Source organism: Streptomyces sp. NPDC050263, from assembly GCF_040655955.1.
Classification (GTDB): domain Bacteria; phylum Actinomycetota; class Actinomycetes; order Streptomycetales; family Streptomycetaceae; genus Streptomyces.
The window spans coordinates 1-15,371 of the sequence record NZ_JBFAKW010000124.1; the positions used below are offsets into that span (position 1 = coordinate 1).

The window sequence follows — 15,371 nt, forward strand, 5'->3', positions numbered from 1 at the left end:
TCGGGCGAGTATACCCTCATCACCATAAATGACTCCTTCTGGCCGGTCCCCTGCGGGGCCGGATCGAAGGTGTCCACCTACAAGGGGGAAGCCCCGTGCAGTCATGTGGTCCGGATCTGCGACCAACCAATGTGATGAGGCAGAGAGGCGATCGCTGAACTCCCGTTCCTGCGTGACCGTGACGGCACGCAGACCTGGAGGTCATGTTTCCCGTTCGCCGCCTTCAGTGCCTGCCCTGAGATTCCTCCGGCCGGACGGTGGCGGGCGGTACGCGTCCGGGGTCAGCGGGTCCCTGATGGCCGCACCGTGAGTGACCTTGTCGTGCGACGAATCCTGGCCGTGGCCGGTGGATCACGGCGTGAGGTTCTGGACCGTGTCGTAGAGCAGCCGGTCGTTGTCCTCGAAGTGCGGAGCGATCATCCAGATCCCCTCGCCGCTGACGAAGTTCGGGTACTTGGTGGAGCTCACCCCGACCTGGGTGCCGGTGCCGCTGACCGGGTCGAAGTCCTGGAACCAGGGGCCGCCGCTGGCGCCGCCCGTCATGTTGCAGGTCATCTCGTAGTCGGTCTTCAGGATGAAGTCCTTCCAGGTGCTGCCGTTGCACTCGACGAGTGAGCGCCCGTCGTAGCGGTAGCGCGAAATCTGGCGGGTGGTGCCCGGTGCCTGGCCCGGTGCCGGAACGGGTGTGCTGACGGTGTCCCAGCTGCCCTCGTTGGGGTAGCCGAAGGCGAACATGGTCTGGTTGTAGGGCTGGTTGAAGGCCACGTGCTGGGAGCCCACGACATCGGTCAGGCGCACGCCGGGTCTGGTCGGGTCGGCGACGGTGAGCGCCGAGACGTCGTAGTTGAAGTTGGACAGGTTGACCGTGTTGGGGTTCAGCGTGGCGAAGTCGTTCCACTGCGCAGTGGTGTAGGCGGCGGTCGCGGGCCAGAGCCCGTAGGGGGCCTGGTCCAGGCCGACCTTGGTGCCGTCATAGCCGGGAATGAACATCCAGGCGTCGTCGGTGGCGCTCACCGAGCCCTTCTGGACGGTGCCGAGGAGCGAGCCGAGCGCGACCACGGCCAGTGGGTTGGACACGCAGTGGCCCGCGGACAGGACGGTGCTGCCGTTGGCGCTGTCCACCGCGTTCGCCGAGCACTCGGTGGGGTAGGCCACGGTGCGGACCGTGGTGGTGGTCCCGTCCGCGACAGCGGTCACCGTCGTGCTGTCGTTGAAGATGTGCTGCGCGGTGGTGTCGGCCGGTACATAGGCTCCGGTGGAGTCGAGATGGAACCACTGCTTCGAGTCCACCGTGCCGATCGCGTCGCCCGGCCGACTGGGTCGGGTGGTGGCCGGCCAGGTCAGCGTCTGACGGTAGTACAGTCGCCCGACTGTCTGGTTGACGGCACCGGGGCGGCTCCAGATGCGGCCCTCGTCGAGATTGCTGTAGTTGGGGCCGTCGACGCCGTAGTCCGTGTTGTTGGCGTTCCACAGGGCCATGTCCTCGCTGGTCCAGTACGCGATCACGGCGTTCTGCCGGTCGATGCCGGTGGCCCAGGCCGCCTGGTTGACCGCGACCGGCGGTCGCACCGTGGCCGAGTCGGTGTCGGCGGCCTGCACTTCCCCGGCACCGGCCGCCAGCGTGCCGAGCGCGAGTGCTGCTGCCACGAGCGTTCTGCTCGTTCTCAGGATTCGTCGCATTGGGTACTCTCCGTGTCTGCCATGCGATGGCAGGTCGGCCCGGTTGTCGGCCCCCTGCGTGAGGCGGGATGAATTCCTGCGTTCGCCGGTGCATGCGAACTCGATACGAGGTCGCGCGCTTGCGCGGAGGCATCCAGGCCTACCGGCTTACCAAGCCGCTCCCTTCGCAGGTGTCCTTGCCGGCGATGTACTCGATCGACCGGGCGGCAGCGGCCGCCGAGGTCGCCCCGCCCGAGGCGATGCTGCCCGGGTGTATGAAAGCTAGCTGGAAGGGCTGTTCCCTCTCGCCCAACCAGGGGTTGAACTGCGCCTGCAACCAGGGTGGTCGGCGGTGTACAACCTGGGGTGTAGCTGTGTTGGAATGCGGGGTGGAGCGGTCGCTCGGGGCCTACGCTCGGACGATGTTCGCGCAGCGCATGTGGAGCGGGACGGTTCGCCAGGCCTTCCCACAGGCGGCGGACATCGTCTACGCGGTGGTGTCGGTCTGGATCTCGAGCACCGTGCTGCGCAACTTTCCCGACCCGCACGGCTACTGGCGGCACACCGACGTATGGGCCTACGTGCTGATCGCCCTGGTCTATCTTCCGCTGGCCCTGCGCCGCCGGGCTCCCCTGACCGTGCTCATCGGCACGGTGGCCTGCGTGCTGTGTTACTTCACCCTGGCCTACTACCACGTGGTCGTCGTCAGCGGACTGGGCCTGGCGCTCTACACCGTCGCGGCGCAATGCCCGCGCAGGGTCGCTGCGAAGTGCGCCGCCGTATCGCTGCTCGTGCTGCTGTGGGGCGCGCGGCTCGCCGAGCCCGGGAGCGGCCCGTTCAGTGTGGCCTTCGTGACCGTGATGGTCGCCGTCGCCTGGGTGACCGGCGACCGGGCCCGCCGACTCGCGGAGCGCGGCGAACGCCTGGCGGTGCTCACCGAGCAACTGCGCCTGGAGCAGGAGGAGAAGGCGCAGCGGGCCGTCATCGCCGAGCGCATGAAGATAGCCCGTGAACTGCATGACGTGATCGCCCACCACGTGTCCGTGATCTCCGTCCAGACCGGCCTGGCCGGATACGTCTTCACCTCCGACCCGAAGACGGCCCGCGCGGCGCTGGAGACCATCGCGGGCAGCGCCCACGAGGCCATGGCGGAAATGCGCCGCATGCTGGTCGTGCTCAGGGAGGGGACCGAGCGTGCCCAGGAGGAGGAAGGAGCGGGCGACCACACCGCGACCCCCGGACTCGGGCGGCTGGACCAGTTGGCCCGGCGCGTCGAAGCCGCGGGCGTCTCCGTCGACGTCCGGATCACGGGCGCCCCGTTCGCGCTGCCGCCGGGCGCCGACCTGTGCGTCTACCGGGTCATCCAGGAAGCTCTCACCAACGTCATGAAGCACGCGCCGGCGGCGAACGCGAGCGTCACGGTGCACTACGACGAGGCCGCGGTCCGCGTCCGGGTGGCCGATGACGGACGGGAGGCAATTCCCGTCGGCACCACCGCGGGGCCCGCCGGCCATGGTCTGATCGGCATGCGCGAGCGGGCCGGCATCTACGGCGGGACGGTGACCGCCGGCCCCGGCCCGCAGGGCGGGTTCGAAGTCGCACTGACCGTCCCCGTGGCCCGCGACAGGTGAGAAAGCGTCTTGGAGCGGTCGCTCGGGGCCTACGCTCGGACGATGTTCGCGCAGCGCCCGTGGAGCGGGACGGTTCGCCAGGCCTTCCCGCAGGTGGCAGACATCGTCTATGCGGTGGTGTCGCTCGGCATCATGAGCACCATGCTGCACAACTGGCCGAACTCGCAGGGCTACTGGCGGCAAACCGATGTATGGGCCTACGTGCTGGTCGCCCTGGTCTATCTTCCGCTGGCCGTGCGCCGCCGGGCTCCCCTGACCGTACTCGTCAGCACGGCGACCTGCACGCTGTGCTACATGACCCTGGCCTACTACCACGTGGTCGTCGTCTGCGGACTGGGCCTGGCGTTCTACACCGTCGCGGCGCAGTGCCCGCGCAGGGTCGCTGCGAAGTGCGCCGCCGCATCGCTGCTCGTCCTGCTGTGGGGTACGCGACTGGCCGAGCCCGGGATCGGCCCGCAGAGTGTGGTCTTCGTGACCGTGACGGTCGCCGTCCTGTGGGTGACCGGCGACCGGTCCCGCCGGCTCGCGGAGCGCGGCGAGCGGCTCGCGGTGCTCAGCGAGCAACTGCGCCTGGAGCAGGAGGAGAAGGCGCAGCAGGCCGTCATGGCCGAGCGCATGAGCATAGCCCGTGAACTGCACGACGTGGTCGCCCACCACGTGTCCGCGATCTCCGTGCAGACCGGCCTGGCCGGATACGTCTTCACCTCCGATACGAAGACCGCCCGCACGGCGCTGGAGACCATCGCGGGCAGCGCCCACGAGGCCATGGCGGAAATGCGCCGCATGCTGGTCGTGCTCAGGGAAGGGTCCGAGCGCGCACAGGAGGGGGCGGGCGACCACACAGCGTCCCCCGGACTCGGGCGGCTGGACCAGTTGGCCCGGCGCGTCGAAGCCGCGGGCGTCCCTGTCGACGTCCGGGTCACGGGCGCCCCGTTCGCGCTGCCGCCGGGCGTCGATCTGTGTGTCTTCCGAGTCATCCAGGAAGCTCTCACCAACGTCATGAAGCACGCGCCGGCGGCGAACGCGAGCGTCACGGTGCACTACGACGAGGCCGCGGTCCGCGTCCGGGTGGCCGATGACGGACGGGAGGCAATTCCCGTCGGCACCACCGCGGGGCCCGCCGGCCATGGTTTGATCGGCATGCGCGAGCGGGCCGGCATCTACGGCGGGACGGTGACCGCCGGCCCCGGCCCGCAGGGCGGGTTCGAAGTCGCACTGACCGTTCCGGTGGCCCGCGACAGGTGAGAAAGCGTCTCGGCGGCCGGCCGGGCAACCGCGAGGAAGGCGGAAATCACGCATGCCCACAGTGCTCGTCGCGGACGACCAGTTCCTCATCCGCTCGGGACTCGTCGCACTTCTGCGGGCCGCACCGGGAGTCGAGGTCATCGGAGAGGCGCAGGACGGCGAGGAGGCGATCGAGCTGGCAGCGCAGACCAGACCCGACGTCATCCTGATGGACATTCGGATGCCGGGCATCAGCGGGATCACCGCCACCGAGCGCATCCTTGCCCAGGCTGCGTCCCCGCCCCCCAAGATCCTCGTCCTGACCACCTTCGACCTCGACGAGTACGTCTACGGCGCGTTGAAGGTCGGCGCCTGCGGCTTCCTGCTCAAAGACACCCCACCGGACCGACTGCTCGCCGCCATCGACACCGTGCACGCCGGCGACATGCTGTTCAGCTCCTCAGTGATCAAAGGGCTCATCGAGACCTATACCCCTCGCCCGGCCGCACCCGAGCCGCACTCCGCGCTGGACACGCTGACTCCCCGGGAGTTGGAAGTCCTCGGGCTGGTCGGGGCAGGCATGTCCAACTCCGACATCGCCCAGCGACTCGTGCTCAGCACAGCGACCATCAAGACACACGTCCACCGCTGCATGCGCAAGCTCACGCTGAACAGCCGGGCACAAGCGGTCGTCTTCGCGTACGAGACCGGACTGACCTCCCGCGGCCCCGCAGCCTGGAGCACGGACAACACCTGAGGTGTGGGAGGCGACGACCTTCCGATCGGCCGGGTGGGCGGCCAGGGTTCTCAGGCTCCGGGTCGACATGCCGGTGATGCCCCGCTCGGCGGGGACCGTCAGGGCGATCAGGCAGATCCGCTCACGCGTTTCCTGGCTGATCGTCGGCGGACGGCCGCGCTCCATTTTGGGTCCAGTGCCTCGAACCCCCGCTCGTTGAACGCGTGGATCACATCACGCGCGCAGTCATCCGTGACCTGCATCAGCGAGGTGATGTTCGGGACCGGCTGGCCCCGGGCAGAGAGCTCGAAACGACCCAAGGCGGCGATCGCCAAAGCGTGAGTCGACCCCTGGGCCGCTGCCGAGGCTGCCGGCTCACCGATCCGCGTTGTTCAGCCGACCGGTCCCGGACGGGGAGCCGCCTGATCGGGCGGGCAGCGGAGTTGGCGGTTCTCGACGGTGCGATCGAGGATGCCTTGGCCGGTGCGCCGGGGGTGGTCGAGGTGGTCGGGGAACCGGGTATCGGAAAGACACGGCTGCTGGGCGAACTGGGCGAGCGCGCGAGAGGGCGCGGTTTGGTGTCCTTGACCGGGCGCAGCGTGGAGTTCGACCGGGCCCCGTACGGTGCGTTCGTGGAGGCCTTGGACGACCACCTCGGCAATGTGGACTTCCTGCGGCTCCGGCACGATGGATCATCGCCCGGCGCGTTCGCTCTGCTGAGCACGGCCTTCCCCGCGCTCTGTGACCGGTTCCCGGCCGGGCCGGAGCCGGTGAGGGCCGAACGGTACTGGTTCCACCGGGCGGTGCGCACGTTGCTGGAGACGCTGAGTGCGGACGGCGGGCTTGTGCTCGGCCTGGACGACCTGCAGTGGACGGATGACGGGACGGCCGAGCTGATCGACCATCTGGTACGGCACCCGCCAAGGACACCGCTGCTCCTCGCCCTCGCCTACCGTCCCCGGCAGGCCCCGCCGCGACTGGCCGCGGCACTGGCCCGGGCCGGAACGGAGGGAAGAGTGGCCAGGGTCGAACTGGGTCCGCTGTCCCCGGCCGAGGGAGCGGAGCTGTGCGGGGCCAGGACGGATCACCGGCGTTGCCAGCGGCTGTACGAGGCCAGCGGCGGCAACCCGTTCTACCTGGAGGCGCTGACCCGAAGCGGCGCCGGGAACGCAAGCACGCCGACCGTCCCGGCCGACTCGGCGCCTGTCGCCGACGATCTGCCGCAATCGGTGCGTGCCGCATTGCTGGAGGAACTGGGCGGTCTGTCGGCGGCTGCGCGGGTCTGTACACAGGCGGCCGCGGTGCTCGGCGACTCCTTCGACGCCGAGATGGTGGCAGTCGTGGCCCAAACCGGTGAGGCACAGGCCCTTGCGGCCCTGGACGAGGTCGCGGAGCGGGACCTCGTACGCCAGATCGGTTCCACGCGCCAATTCCGGTTCCGCCATCCGCTGGTGCGGGCAGCGGTGTACCAGGGGGTGGGCGCCGGCTGGCGGATCGAGGCGCACACCCGGGCCGCGGACGGCCTGGCGCTGCGCGGCGCACCGCTGACTGCCCAGGCGTCGCACGTTCAGCGTTCGGCGCGCGTAGGAGACGAACGTGCCGTCGACGTACTTGTACGGGCCGCCCGTCAGGTGATGACGATCGCACCGGCCGCCGCCGCGCATTGGACACAGGAAGCCTTGCGATTGCTCGGCGAGCAAAGCCGGTTGCGGCCCGAACTGTGGCTCCAGCAGGCCGATGCACTGGGCATGGCCGGACGCCTGCTGGAAAGCCGCGACATCCTGCGCACGGCCGCCTCACTACTGCCCGCACAGGCACGGGCTCAGCGGGCTCGGCTGACCGTCTCCCGAGCCACGATGGAGTGGAAGCTCGGCCGGTACAAGGAGGCGACGTCGCTGCTGCTCCGGGAACTGGACGACCACGACGGCCGGCCGGAATCAGAGACCGCGGCTCTGCAGGCGGAGGTTGCGACGGTGGCGCTTCGCACAGCCGACTTCCCCGCAGCCGTCGATTGGGGCGAACGCGCGCTGCACTCGGCAGAAACCATCGGAGACCCGTTGCAGATCACCGCCGTCCGGGGTCTGCTGGCACTGGCACATACCCTGGCCGGGGACTCCGCCCGATCGACCGACTGCCTGGACCTGGTCCTGGAGGCGGTCGACGAAACCGATGACCGACAACTGGTCGGCCAGATCGACACCCTTGTCACGATCGGCTGGACGGAAATGTTCCTGGGACACTACGACCCCGCGCTCCGCCACCTCGGCAAGGGCTTGGACCTTTCCCGTCGTACCGGCCAAAGCCTCATGCTCGCCGATCTGTTCGCCGCCTCCGCATACGTCCTGATGTGGCTCGGGCGACTGGACGAGGCGGCAACGTACGCCGAGGACGCACTGGAGGCGGCATCACTCGTCGGCAGCAACGAGCCGCGCTCGCTGGCCGAGGCGGTGAACGCGGCGGTGTCGATGTGGAGGGGAGACTTCGTCGGAGCACTGAAGATCTGCGAGGAGTCGCTTTCCCAGGCCGGCCCCGAACCGACCCAGTACCGGTCGGCGATCCTCGGGATGCTCGGCAATGCGCTGCTGCTCAACGGTGATCCGGCAGGCTGCGTCCGCAGGGTGGTCGAAGCCGGCGGTGGCCCCGACATGTTGGCGTTCGAAGCACCCATGCGCCCCTTGTGGTTGAGGCTGCTGGTCGGTGCGGAGCTGGGCAGGGACGATGTGGCGGCTGCCGAGAAGTGGGCCGGCCGCGCAGCATCCGCTGTGAGCCCCGACGGACCGCCCGGACAGCTCGGCTTCGCTTTGCTGGCCCGCGCCGAGGCGCACCTCGCAAGGGAAGACGCGGCGGCGGCAGAGGCGGCGTGCGAGGCCGCTGCCGCGTTCGGCGCAGCTCGAATGCCGCTCTATGAAGCCACGGCCCGGCTGACGGCCGGCATCGCACTGTCCGCCGTCGACCGCCGGTCCGAAGGACTCGCTCAGCTGGAACGAGCGAAAGCGTTGTTCACCGGCTGCGGGGCAACGGCCCTGTCCGAACTGGCCGATCAAGAACACCACCGCATCGGAAAGGGAAGTGGCCGCCGCCCGACCGAGGTCACGCTTCCTGCGGCGCGGGGACGGGGAGTTCGCCCGAGCCCCGGACGATCAGCCGGGTGGGAACGGTGAGGGTGCGGGCTCGAGTGCGGTCCCCGTCCAGGCGGGTCAGCGCGGTGGTCGCGGCTGTTCTGCCGAGTTCTTCCGCGTCCTGGGCGACGACCGTCAGGGCCGGCTCGAGGGCCTCGGCGAGCGCCACGTCGTCGAAGGCGACGACGGCGACGTCCTTGCGCTTGCTGCGGGCCAGTTCGGCGACTGTCCCCAGCGCCATGATGTTGTTGCCGGCGAACAGCGCGGTGGGGGGATCGGCCAGGCCGAGGAGCCGGGAGGTCGCGGCCTCGGCGCCCTGTTGGTCGTGGGCGTTGGCGACGAGCGAGCGGTCGTAGGGGATGTCGGTTTCCTGGAGTGCCGAGCGGTAGCCGGCCAGACGTTCACGGCGGGTGTACAGCTTCAGGGGCAGGTCGCCGACGAAGCCGATGCGCCGGTGTCCGTGGGTGACGAGGTGGGCGACGCCGTCGTGGGCTCCGGCACGGTTGGAGCTGACGATGCTGTCCGTGGCGAGGCCGACTCCGGGCCGGTCGAGGAAGATCACGGGCAGTCCCGCCGTACGGTGGGACTTGAGGTGGGAGTGGTCGGCGCCGACGGACGGGACCACGATCAGGATGCTGACGCGGCGGGCGAGGAACTTGTCCGTCAGGGCGCGTTCGCGCTCGGGGTCGTCCGCGGAGGAGCCCATGAGCAGGGTCAGTCCGCGTTCGCGGACGGTGTCCTCGATGGCGCGGGCGACGGCTCCGAAGAAGGGGTTGGCGAGGTCGGGGATGACCAGACCGATGGTGGTGTCCGGGCCGCCGACGCGGATGTTGCGGGCCATGAGGTTCGGCTGGAAGCCGAGCTTGGCCACTGCGGCCAGTACCTGTTCCCTGGTCTGCGCCGAGGCGGGTCCGTCCTCGTTGAGGACTCGGGAGACCGTCTTGGCGCTGACTCCGACTTCGCGGGCGACGTCGGCCAGGGTGGGGCGGCGGTTCGCTGCCATGGAGGAAACCGTCTCCTGAGGGCTCTCGGTTCCGGCCACGGCCTTGGCCGGAATCTGTGAGAGCGGGATTGTGCTGTCAGGTGGCCTGGACTCCGGCGGCCTTCGCGGCCTCCGAATCCGCTACGACAGTATCTCCGGCTTCGTCGACGGTGAGAGCGCCGGTCATGATGGCGACGACCTCGGCCATGGAGTAGTCGGAGGGCTTGATCACGGCGGCGCGCCGGCCGAGGCGGTGGACGTGGATCCGGTCGGCGATCTCGAAGACGTGGGGCATGTTGTGGCTGATCAGGACGACCGGCATGCCCTTGTCGCGGACCCGGCGGATGAGGTCGAGGACCTGGCCGGACTCCTTGACGCCGAGGGCGGCGGTGGGTTCGTCCATGACGACGACGGAGCGGGCCCAGGCGACGGAACGGGCGACCGCGACGGCCTGCCGCTGTCCGCCGGAGAGCGTCTCCACCGACTGGGTCAGCGAGCGCAGGCCGATCTTCAGGTCGGCCATGTGCTCGGCGGCCTCCTGGCGCATGCGCTTCTTGTCCAGCATGCGCAGGACACTGCCGAGGACGCCGGGGCGGCGCAGCTCGCGCCCGAGGAACATGTTCGAGGCGATGTCCATGGAGGCGGCCACGGCGAGATCCTGATAGACCGTCTCGATGCCGTGGGCGCGTGCGCTCTGGGGGCCGGAGAAGGCGATGGGCTCGCCGTTGAGCCGTATCTCGCCCGCGTCGGGGGTCACCGCGCCGGTGAGGGCCTTGATCAGGCTGGTCTTGCCGGCGCCGTTGTCGCCGATGACGGCGAGGACCTCGCCGGGGAGCAGGTCGAAGTCGGCGCCGTCGATGGCGGTGACCTGGCCGTACCGCTTGAACAGGCCGCGGGCCTGCAGCACCGGCGCGGGGGAGGAGGTGGCGGTCATCGGGCCTTCTTCCGGGAGAGCTGGTCGACGGTCACCGCGAGGATCACCAGGACTCCGGTGATCAGGGTCTGGTAGATGGAGGCGACGCCCATCAGCTGGAGACCGTTGCGGAACACGCCGACGATGAGGACGCCGATGAAGGTGCCCAGGACCGAGCCGCGTCCGCCGAAGAGGCTGGTGCCGCCGAGGACCACGGCGGTGATGCTGTCGAGGTTGTCGGTCTGCCCCGCCTGCGGGTCGCCGACTCCGGTGCGGGAGATGAGCAGCAGGGCGGCGATGCCGTACAGCAGGCCTGCGACGGTGTAGATGCCGATGGTGAGGCGGGTGGTGCGGATGCCGTTCAGCCGGGCGGCCTCGGCGCTGTTGCCCAGGGCGTAGACGTGTCGGCCCCAGCCGGTGCTGCTCAGCGCGTAGGCGAGGAGGAGGAACAGGGCGATGGTGACCAGGGAGCCGTAGGTGATGTCCGTGTGGCCCAGCGGGAAGGTCTCGCCGAGGGCCGTCAGCGGGCCGGGCAGGTTGGTGACCGTCTGCTCCTCGGAATAGATGTGGGTCAGCGCGAACGCCACGTTGAGCATGCCGAGGGTGACGATGAACGGCGGCAGCGGGATCTTCTGCACCAGCAACCCGTTGAGCAGCCCGAACCCGCCGCAGACCGCCAGGCCCAGCGCGATCGCGACGAGCGGTGGGACGGAGCCCTCGGCCGCCGTCTTGGCGATCACGATGCTGCCGAACGCCATCACGGCACCGCACGACAGGTCGATCCCCGCCGTGAGGATGATCAGGGTCTGCCCGATGGCGAGGGTGCCCACGACCATGACCTGCTGCACGATCAGCGAGAAGTTCCCGCCGGTCAGGAACTGGTCGGTCGAGAAGGAGAAGAAGGCGCAGGCCAGGAGGAGGGCGGCCAGGGGTCCGGTGGTCGGCGCCGTGAGCAGTCTGCGGGCCGTGGTCGGCGCCTTGAGCTCCGAGTACGGCGTTGTCGTGGCTGTCATGCGAAGTCCTTGTCGGAAGACAGTGGTCGTTGTCCTTCCTGGTCGGAGGACAAGAGGCCGGGCGGGCGGCCGCCCCCGGTCGGGGAGGAAGGGACGGCCGCCCCGCCGAGGGGCGCGTACGGACCGGGCGGGTGGCTCAGCCCCAGCAGTTCGCCAGGCCGTAGGCGGTGTCCTTCGACGTGAGCCCGGTCTGCGCCTTGTCGGTGATCAGCGTGACGCCGGTGTCGGTGTAACCGGACGCCTTCTTGCCGTCCTTGGCGTACGTCACGACGGCCTTGACGCCCTCGGCGGCCATCTTCAGCGGGTACTGCTGCGAAGTCGCGGCGATCTTGCCGTCCTTGACGGCCTGGGTGCCGGTGCAGCCGCCGTCCACGGAGACGATCAGGACGTCCTTCTCCCGGCCCTTGGCCTTCAGCGCGGTGTACGCGCCCAGGGCCGCCGGCTCGTTGATGGTGTAGACGACGTTGATGTCGGGCTCCTTCTGGAGACAGTTCTCCATCGCCGTCTGGCCCTTGGCCTGGTCGCCGCCCGTGTCCTGGGCGCACACGACGTCCTTGTCGGCGGCGCCGAAGCCCTTCAGGAAGCCGTTGTGCCGCTGGACTCCGACGGAGACGCCCGGCGCGAGGTCGAGGGCGGCTATCTTCGCCGTCTTGCCCTTCATGGCGGCCTTGGCGTACTCGCCGATCAGCTCGCCGGCCTTGAGGTTGTCGGTGGCGAAGAGGGCGTCGACCGCGCTCTCCGGCTCGGTCGGCGTGTCCAGGGCGATGACCAGGACCCCCTTGGCGCGGGCCTTCTCGATCGCGGGCACGATCGCCTTGGAGTCGCTCGGGGTGATCAGGATGCCCTTGACCCCGGCGGCGACCATGTTCTCCATGGCGGTGACCTGTCCGGCGTTGTCCCCGTCGAACTTGCCTGCCGCGGTGGACAGTTGGGCGCCGTTCTCCTTGGCGGCCTTCTCCGCGCCCTCCTTCATCTTCACGAAGAACGGGTTGGTGTCGGTCTTGGTGATCAGACCGACCTTGACCTCGCCGGAGCCGGAGCTCGACGAGCCCGATCCGGAGCCGGACCCGCAGGCCGTCAGGGTGAGTGCCGCGACGCCCGTGATCGCGGCGGCTCTGAGGAGGGAGGAGGACAGGCGAGTGGTGCGAGACATCATCGACTCCTGTGGGATAGCGGGCGGCACGGGGTTGGGATCAGAGCATGCCGCCCGAGGTGTCATCGTTGACTTATGTCATCGTTGACACTGCCTGGCGAGGATGATGGACTCCGTCTCCCGGAAACGTCAATGCCCCGCGCTCGTCACAAAACGGCAAACATCCGCGTCCGCCGCCCACCCCGGCGGTCCGGCAGCCGCCCTCCCGCGTGACCGGTGTGCCCGTACGTCCGTCAGAGAGGAGCAGCCCATGAGCCTGCGTCAGATCGCCGTCCTGGGTGAGTGCGTCGCGGACGCGTTCGCCGAACCCGCCGGCACCTCGAACGAACTCGCCCTACGTGTGCTGCCGGGCGGCGGACCTGCGAATACGGCAGTGTCCCTGGCCCGTCTCGGCACCCCGGCCCGCTTCCTCGCGCGCCTGTCGGGCGACGTGTTCGGCCGCCTGTTCCGTGCCCGTCTCGAGGCGTCGGGGGTGGACCTGTCGGACGCCGTCCGGGCCGCGGAGCCCAGCACCCTGGCCGTGGCGGAGCTGGACGCCCAGGGGCAGGCCGCGTTCTCCTTCCACGCCCAGAACACGGCGGACTGGCAGTGGACGGCAGAGGAGCTGGCGCGGGTGGACCTGTCCGGCGCCGCCTGCGTGCACACCGGATCCCTGGCCCTGGTCCGGCAGCCCGGAGCGACGGCGGTCGAGGACTTCCTGGCGGCGGCCGCCCCTCACGCGACCATCAGCATCGACCCCAACGTCCGGCCACTGCTGGTCCGCCCCGACGTCTACCGGGCCCGGCTGGCGCACTGGTGCACCCTCGCCGACATCCTGCGGCTGAGCGAGGACGACCTGGAACTCCTGCTGCCGGGCACCCCGCCCGAGCAGGCGTGCGACATCTGGCATGCGGCGGGGGTACGGCTCGTCGTGATCACGCTCGGCGCCGACGGCGCCCTGGCCTCGCTCGACGGCGAACGGGTCCAGGTGCCCGCCGTCGCGACGAGCGTCGCCGACACCGTCGGGGCAGGCGACTCCTTCACCGCCGGACTGCTGCACCACCTCGGCACGCGCGGGCTTCTGGGTGGCAGGCTGACGGAACTCCGCCTGGACGACGTCGCGGAAGCCTGCCGCTTCGGCACCCGCGTGGCGGCCCTGACCTGCTCTGTCGTCGGCCCCAACCCACCGTGGCAGAGCCGGCTGGCGCAGTTCGCCGCAGCCGACCGCGACTGATGGGCGAGCAGGCCGCTCAGCAGGAGATCACGGTCCGTCCGTTGACGCCTCGGCTCCGCCCACGAGTGACCCCTGAGACTGACGTCCGCCACTGACAAGGAGAACGAGACCGTGAGGAAAACCCTGCTCGCCGAGTTCACCGCCCGCGAGGGAGCTGAGGACGAGGTCGCGCGTCTGATCGGCGACTACGCCCTGAAGGTGCGCGAGGAAGAGGGCAACATCGCCTTCGACGTCTACACCAAGGCAGCCCACCCGCGCGCCTTCTGGATCTTCGAGGTGTACCGGGACGAGGACGCCTTCCAGGCGCACCTGAACGCCCCGTACGGCGGCCCGTTCAACGCCGTCCTCGTCCCGCTGATCGAAGAGGACGCCTCCGTGCTGACCTTCCTGAACCCACTGGCCACGAGTTCGTGACGAGCCTGTACCGGGTCATGGGGACCTCGGCCGGGCCGGACATCCGCAGTTCCTTGCGTGGTGCGCATGGTTTCCTGATCACCACGTTATGGGCTGCTGCGACCGGTCACTTGTCCGTCAGCGCATCGCCGGTTTTCCCGTGGTGTGCTCCGGACCGGCCGTGGACCTGCCATTCGCGAGGCGTCGTACCGTAAGCCGCGCGAAAGGCTCGGCTGAAATGGCTGGGATTCGCAAAACCCCAGCGTTGGGCGATTGCCGCCACTCCCAACTCGCGGGCCATGGGCCGCAGAAGATCCCGGCGGCACCGCTCCAGTCGCTGCATCCGAATCCAGCCGCCCACGGTTGTGCCCTCGAGCTGGAACAGTCTGTGCAGGTAGCGGACCGACATGAAGTGCGCTTCGGCGATCCTGGACGGTGACAGGTCGGGGTCGTCGAGGTTGCGCAGGACGTGCTCCTTCACCCGGTGGAGGGAGGCCACGGCCACCTGCGGGCCCTCGCGGGCGAACAGGCCGCGCCGCTCGTCGATGAGCAGCACCATCAGATCGAGCGCGGTGGCGGCAACCCGGCGGCCGACGCCGTCGTCGAAGCCCTCGGCTTCGCGTGCCATGCGCGCAAGATAGGTCGCCACGAGTGCGGCGCTGCCCTCCTCGCCGGTGAAGGCGGTGGCGGTCAGTGCCCGCAGATCCTCGTCCCGCACGTGAAGGTCTTCGCGAGGGAAATGGAAGGAGGTGAAAACGAATTCCCCTTCGAGTTTGATCCTGAACCGGCGGGAAGAGTCGGTGATGGAGAATTCGCCCGGTTTTATCACGGATTCCCGCCCGTCCTGCTCCTTTATCGCGGTGCCTCGCTGCTGAAGGCTGACGGTCAGTGATTTCCGGTCCTCGCGGGAGATGTTGCGCTTGTCGCGCGTCACCACTTGCGGTCCGGCCTGAACATGAGAGATCTGCAGGGCGCCGAGCCGACTGCTGACGATCGTTCCGGGCGACGGCTCCTTCTCGAGCAGATTCACATCCATCGGCATGAAGGTGTCGGAAACCGCTTGATGCCACCGCTCCGCCCGGTCGGCAGCGGACAGCGGAGCTGTGGAGAGGACAGTGGACACAGGTTTCCTCCGTGGACGTCGCGGGCGCTCGGAAAAGTACGCGGATCCCCTGTCCGCGCAGCCGGCGTGGATCCCGCTGCTCGGGGCCGGACCGCAGAGCACCTGCCTTTCCCCAGCCTGCCGTGCGGCCTGGGGAGCCGCATCAGTCGGTCGACTGGTCTGTGCGTCGTGCCCGCACCGGTCGCGGTGCGCCGGCTACCGCCGACCCGGGC

General features: G+C 69.4%; 12 protein-coding genes. 6 read left to right on the forward strand and 6 right to left on the reverse strand.

All coding sequences use genetic code 11. From position 1 onward, the window contains the following. Positions 1-351 precede the first annotated feature (351 nt). Positions 352-1,647, reverse strand: coding sequence for a hypothetical protein (locus tag AB0J04_RS36785; protein WP_363172960.1), 1,296 nt, complete (start codon positions 1,645-1,647; stop codon positions 352-354). Between the two features lie 434 nt (positions 1,648-2,081). Between AB0J04_RS36785 and AB0J04_RS36790 the strand changes: the two genes are divergently transcribed. The 4 genes from AB0J04_RS36790 to AB0J04_RS36805 all read left to right on the forward strand — a co-directional run bounded on the left by AB0J04_RS36790 (position 2,082) and on the right by AB0J04_RS36805 (position 8,411). After that, positions 2,082-3,290 (forward strand): sensor histidine kinase, encoded by a 1,209-nt coding sequence (locus AB0J04_RS36790; RefSeq protein WP_363172961.1) that lies wholly within the window; start codon positions 2,082-2,084, stop codon positions 3,288-3,290. Positions 3,291-3,332: 42 nt separating this feature from the next. After that, positions 3,333-4,535 carry a sensor histidine kinase gene (locus tag AB0J04_RS36795; protein WP_363172962.1) on the forward strand — a complete coding sequence of 401 codons (1,203 nt, stop codon included), beginning with the start codon at positions 3,333-3,335 and terminating at the stop codon, positions 4,533-4,535. Between the two features lie 52 nt (positions 4,536-4,587). After that, entirely contained in the window at positions 4,588-5,271 is a 684-nt protein-coding gene (locus AB0J04_RS36800) for a response regulator transcription factor (protein ID WP_363172963.1), read from the forward strand. A 317-nt stretch (positions 5,272-5,588) separates the two neighbouring features. Further along, complete coding sequence (locus AB0J04_RS36805; RefSeq protein WP_363172978.1) at positions 5,589-8,411, forward strand: AAA family ATPase; 2,823 nt, start codon at positions 5,589-5,591, stop codon at positions 8,409-8,411. Here the strand turns inward: AB0J04_RS36805 and AB0J04_RS36810 are convergent. The 4 genes from AB0J04_RS36810 to AB0J04_RS36825 all read right to left on the reverse strand — a co-directional run bounded on the left by AB0J04_RS36810 (position 8,341) and on the right by AB0J04_RS36825 (position 12,430). Next, entirely contained in the window at positions 8,341-9,372 is a 1,032-nt protein-coding gene (locus AB0J04_RS36810) for a LacI family DNA-binding transcriptional regulator (protein ID WP_363172964.1), read from the reverse strand. The two genes, AB0J04_RS36805 and AB0J04_RS36810, sit on opposite strands and share 71 nt — an antisense overlap. A 76-nt stretch (positions 9,373-9,448) precedes the next feature. After that, positions 9,449-10,285: an ATP-binding cassette domain-containing protein gene (locus AB0J04_RS36815; protein WP_363172965.1), complete on the reverse strand. Its 837-nt coding sequence runs from the start codon at positions 10,283-10,285 to the stop codon at positions 9,449-9,451. After that, complete coding sequence (locus AB0J04_RS36820) at positions 10,282-11,277, reverse strand: ABC transporter permease (protein WP_363172966.1); 996 nt, start codon at positions 11,275-11,277, stop codon at positions 10,282-10,284. Before AB0J04_RS36820 ends, AB0J04_RS36815 begins: the two co-directional genes overlap by 4 nt. A gap of 136 nt (positions 11,278-11,413) precedes the next feature. Beyond that, on the reverse strand, positions 11,414-12,430 hold the full coding sequence (locus AB0J04_RS36825; protein ID WP_363172967.1) for a sugar ABC transporter substrate-binding protein: 1,017 nt from the start codon (positions 12,428-12,430) through the stop codon (positions 11,414-11,416). A gap of 250 nt (positions 12,431-12,680) precedes the next feature. Between AB0J04_RS36825 and AB0J04_RS36830 the strand changes: the two genes are divergently transcribed. Both AB0J04_RS36830 and AB0J04_RS36835 read left to right on the forward strand, forming a co-directional pair. Next, positions 12,681-13,643: a carbohydrate kinase gene (locus AB0J04_RS36830; RefSeq protein ID WP_363172968.1), complete on the forward strand. Its 963-nt coding sequence runs from the start codon at positions 12,681-12,683 to the stop codon at positions 13,641-13,643. 111 nt (positions 13,644-13,754) lie between these two features. Then, positions 13,755-14,057: an antibiotic biosynthesis monooxygenase family protein gene (locus tag AB0J04_RS36835; RefSeq protein WP_363172969.1), complete on the forward strand. Its 303-nt coding sequence runs from the start codon at positions 13,755-13,757 to the stop codon at positions 14,055-14,057. A 106-nt stretch (positions 14,058-14,163) separates the two neighbouring features. On the opposite strand, the gene AB0J04_RS36840 is transcribed toward AB0J04_RS36835, so the two are convergent. Then, positions 14,164-15,159 carry a helix-turn-helix domain-containing protein gene (locus AB0J04_RS36840; protein ID WP_363172970.1) on the reverse strand — a complete coding sequence of 332 codons (996 nt, stop codon included), beginning with the start codon at positions 15,157-15,159 and terminating at the stop codon, positions 14,164-14,166. Positions 15,160-15,371: the final 212 nt, after the last annotated feature.

Bases quoted from the DNA above. Each gene is read 5' to 3' on its own strand.
- AB0J04_RS36825 (WP_363172967.1), bottom strand. From the start codon at position 12,430: ATGTCTCGCACCACTCGCCTGTCCTCCTCCCTCCTCAGAGCCGCCGCG.
- AB0J04_RS36820 (WP_363172966.1), bottom strand. From the start codon at position 11,277: ATGACAGCCACGACAACGCCGTACTCGGAGCTCAAGGCGCCGACCACG.
- AB0J04_RS36795 (WP_363172962.1), top strand. From the start codon at position 3,333: ATGTTCGCGCAGCGCCCGTGGAGCGGGACGGTTCGCCAGGCCTTCCCG.
- AB0J04_RS36800 (WP_363172963.1), top strand. From the start codon at position 4,588: ATGCCCACAGTGCTCGTCGCGGACGACCAGTTCCTCATCCGCTCGGGA.
- AB0J04_RS36810 (WP_363172964.1), bottom strand. From the start codon at position 9,372: ATGGCAGCGAACCGCCGCCCCACCCTGGCCGACGTCGCCCGCGAAGTC.
- AB0J04_RS36790 (WP_363172961.1), top strand. From the start codon at position 2,082: ATGTTCGCGCAGCGCATGTGGAGCGGGACGGTTCGCCAGGCCTTCCCA.
- AB0J04_RS36830 (WP_363172968.1), top strand. From the start codon at position 12,681: ATGAGCCTGCGTCAGATCGCCGTCCTGGGTGAGTGCGTCGCGGACGCG.
- AB0J04_RS36815 (WP_363172965.1), bottom strand. From the start codon at position 10,285: ATGACCGCCACCTCCTCCCCCGCGCCGGTGCTGCAGGCCCGCGGCCTG.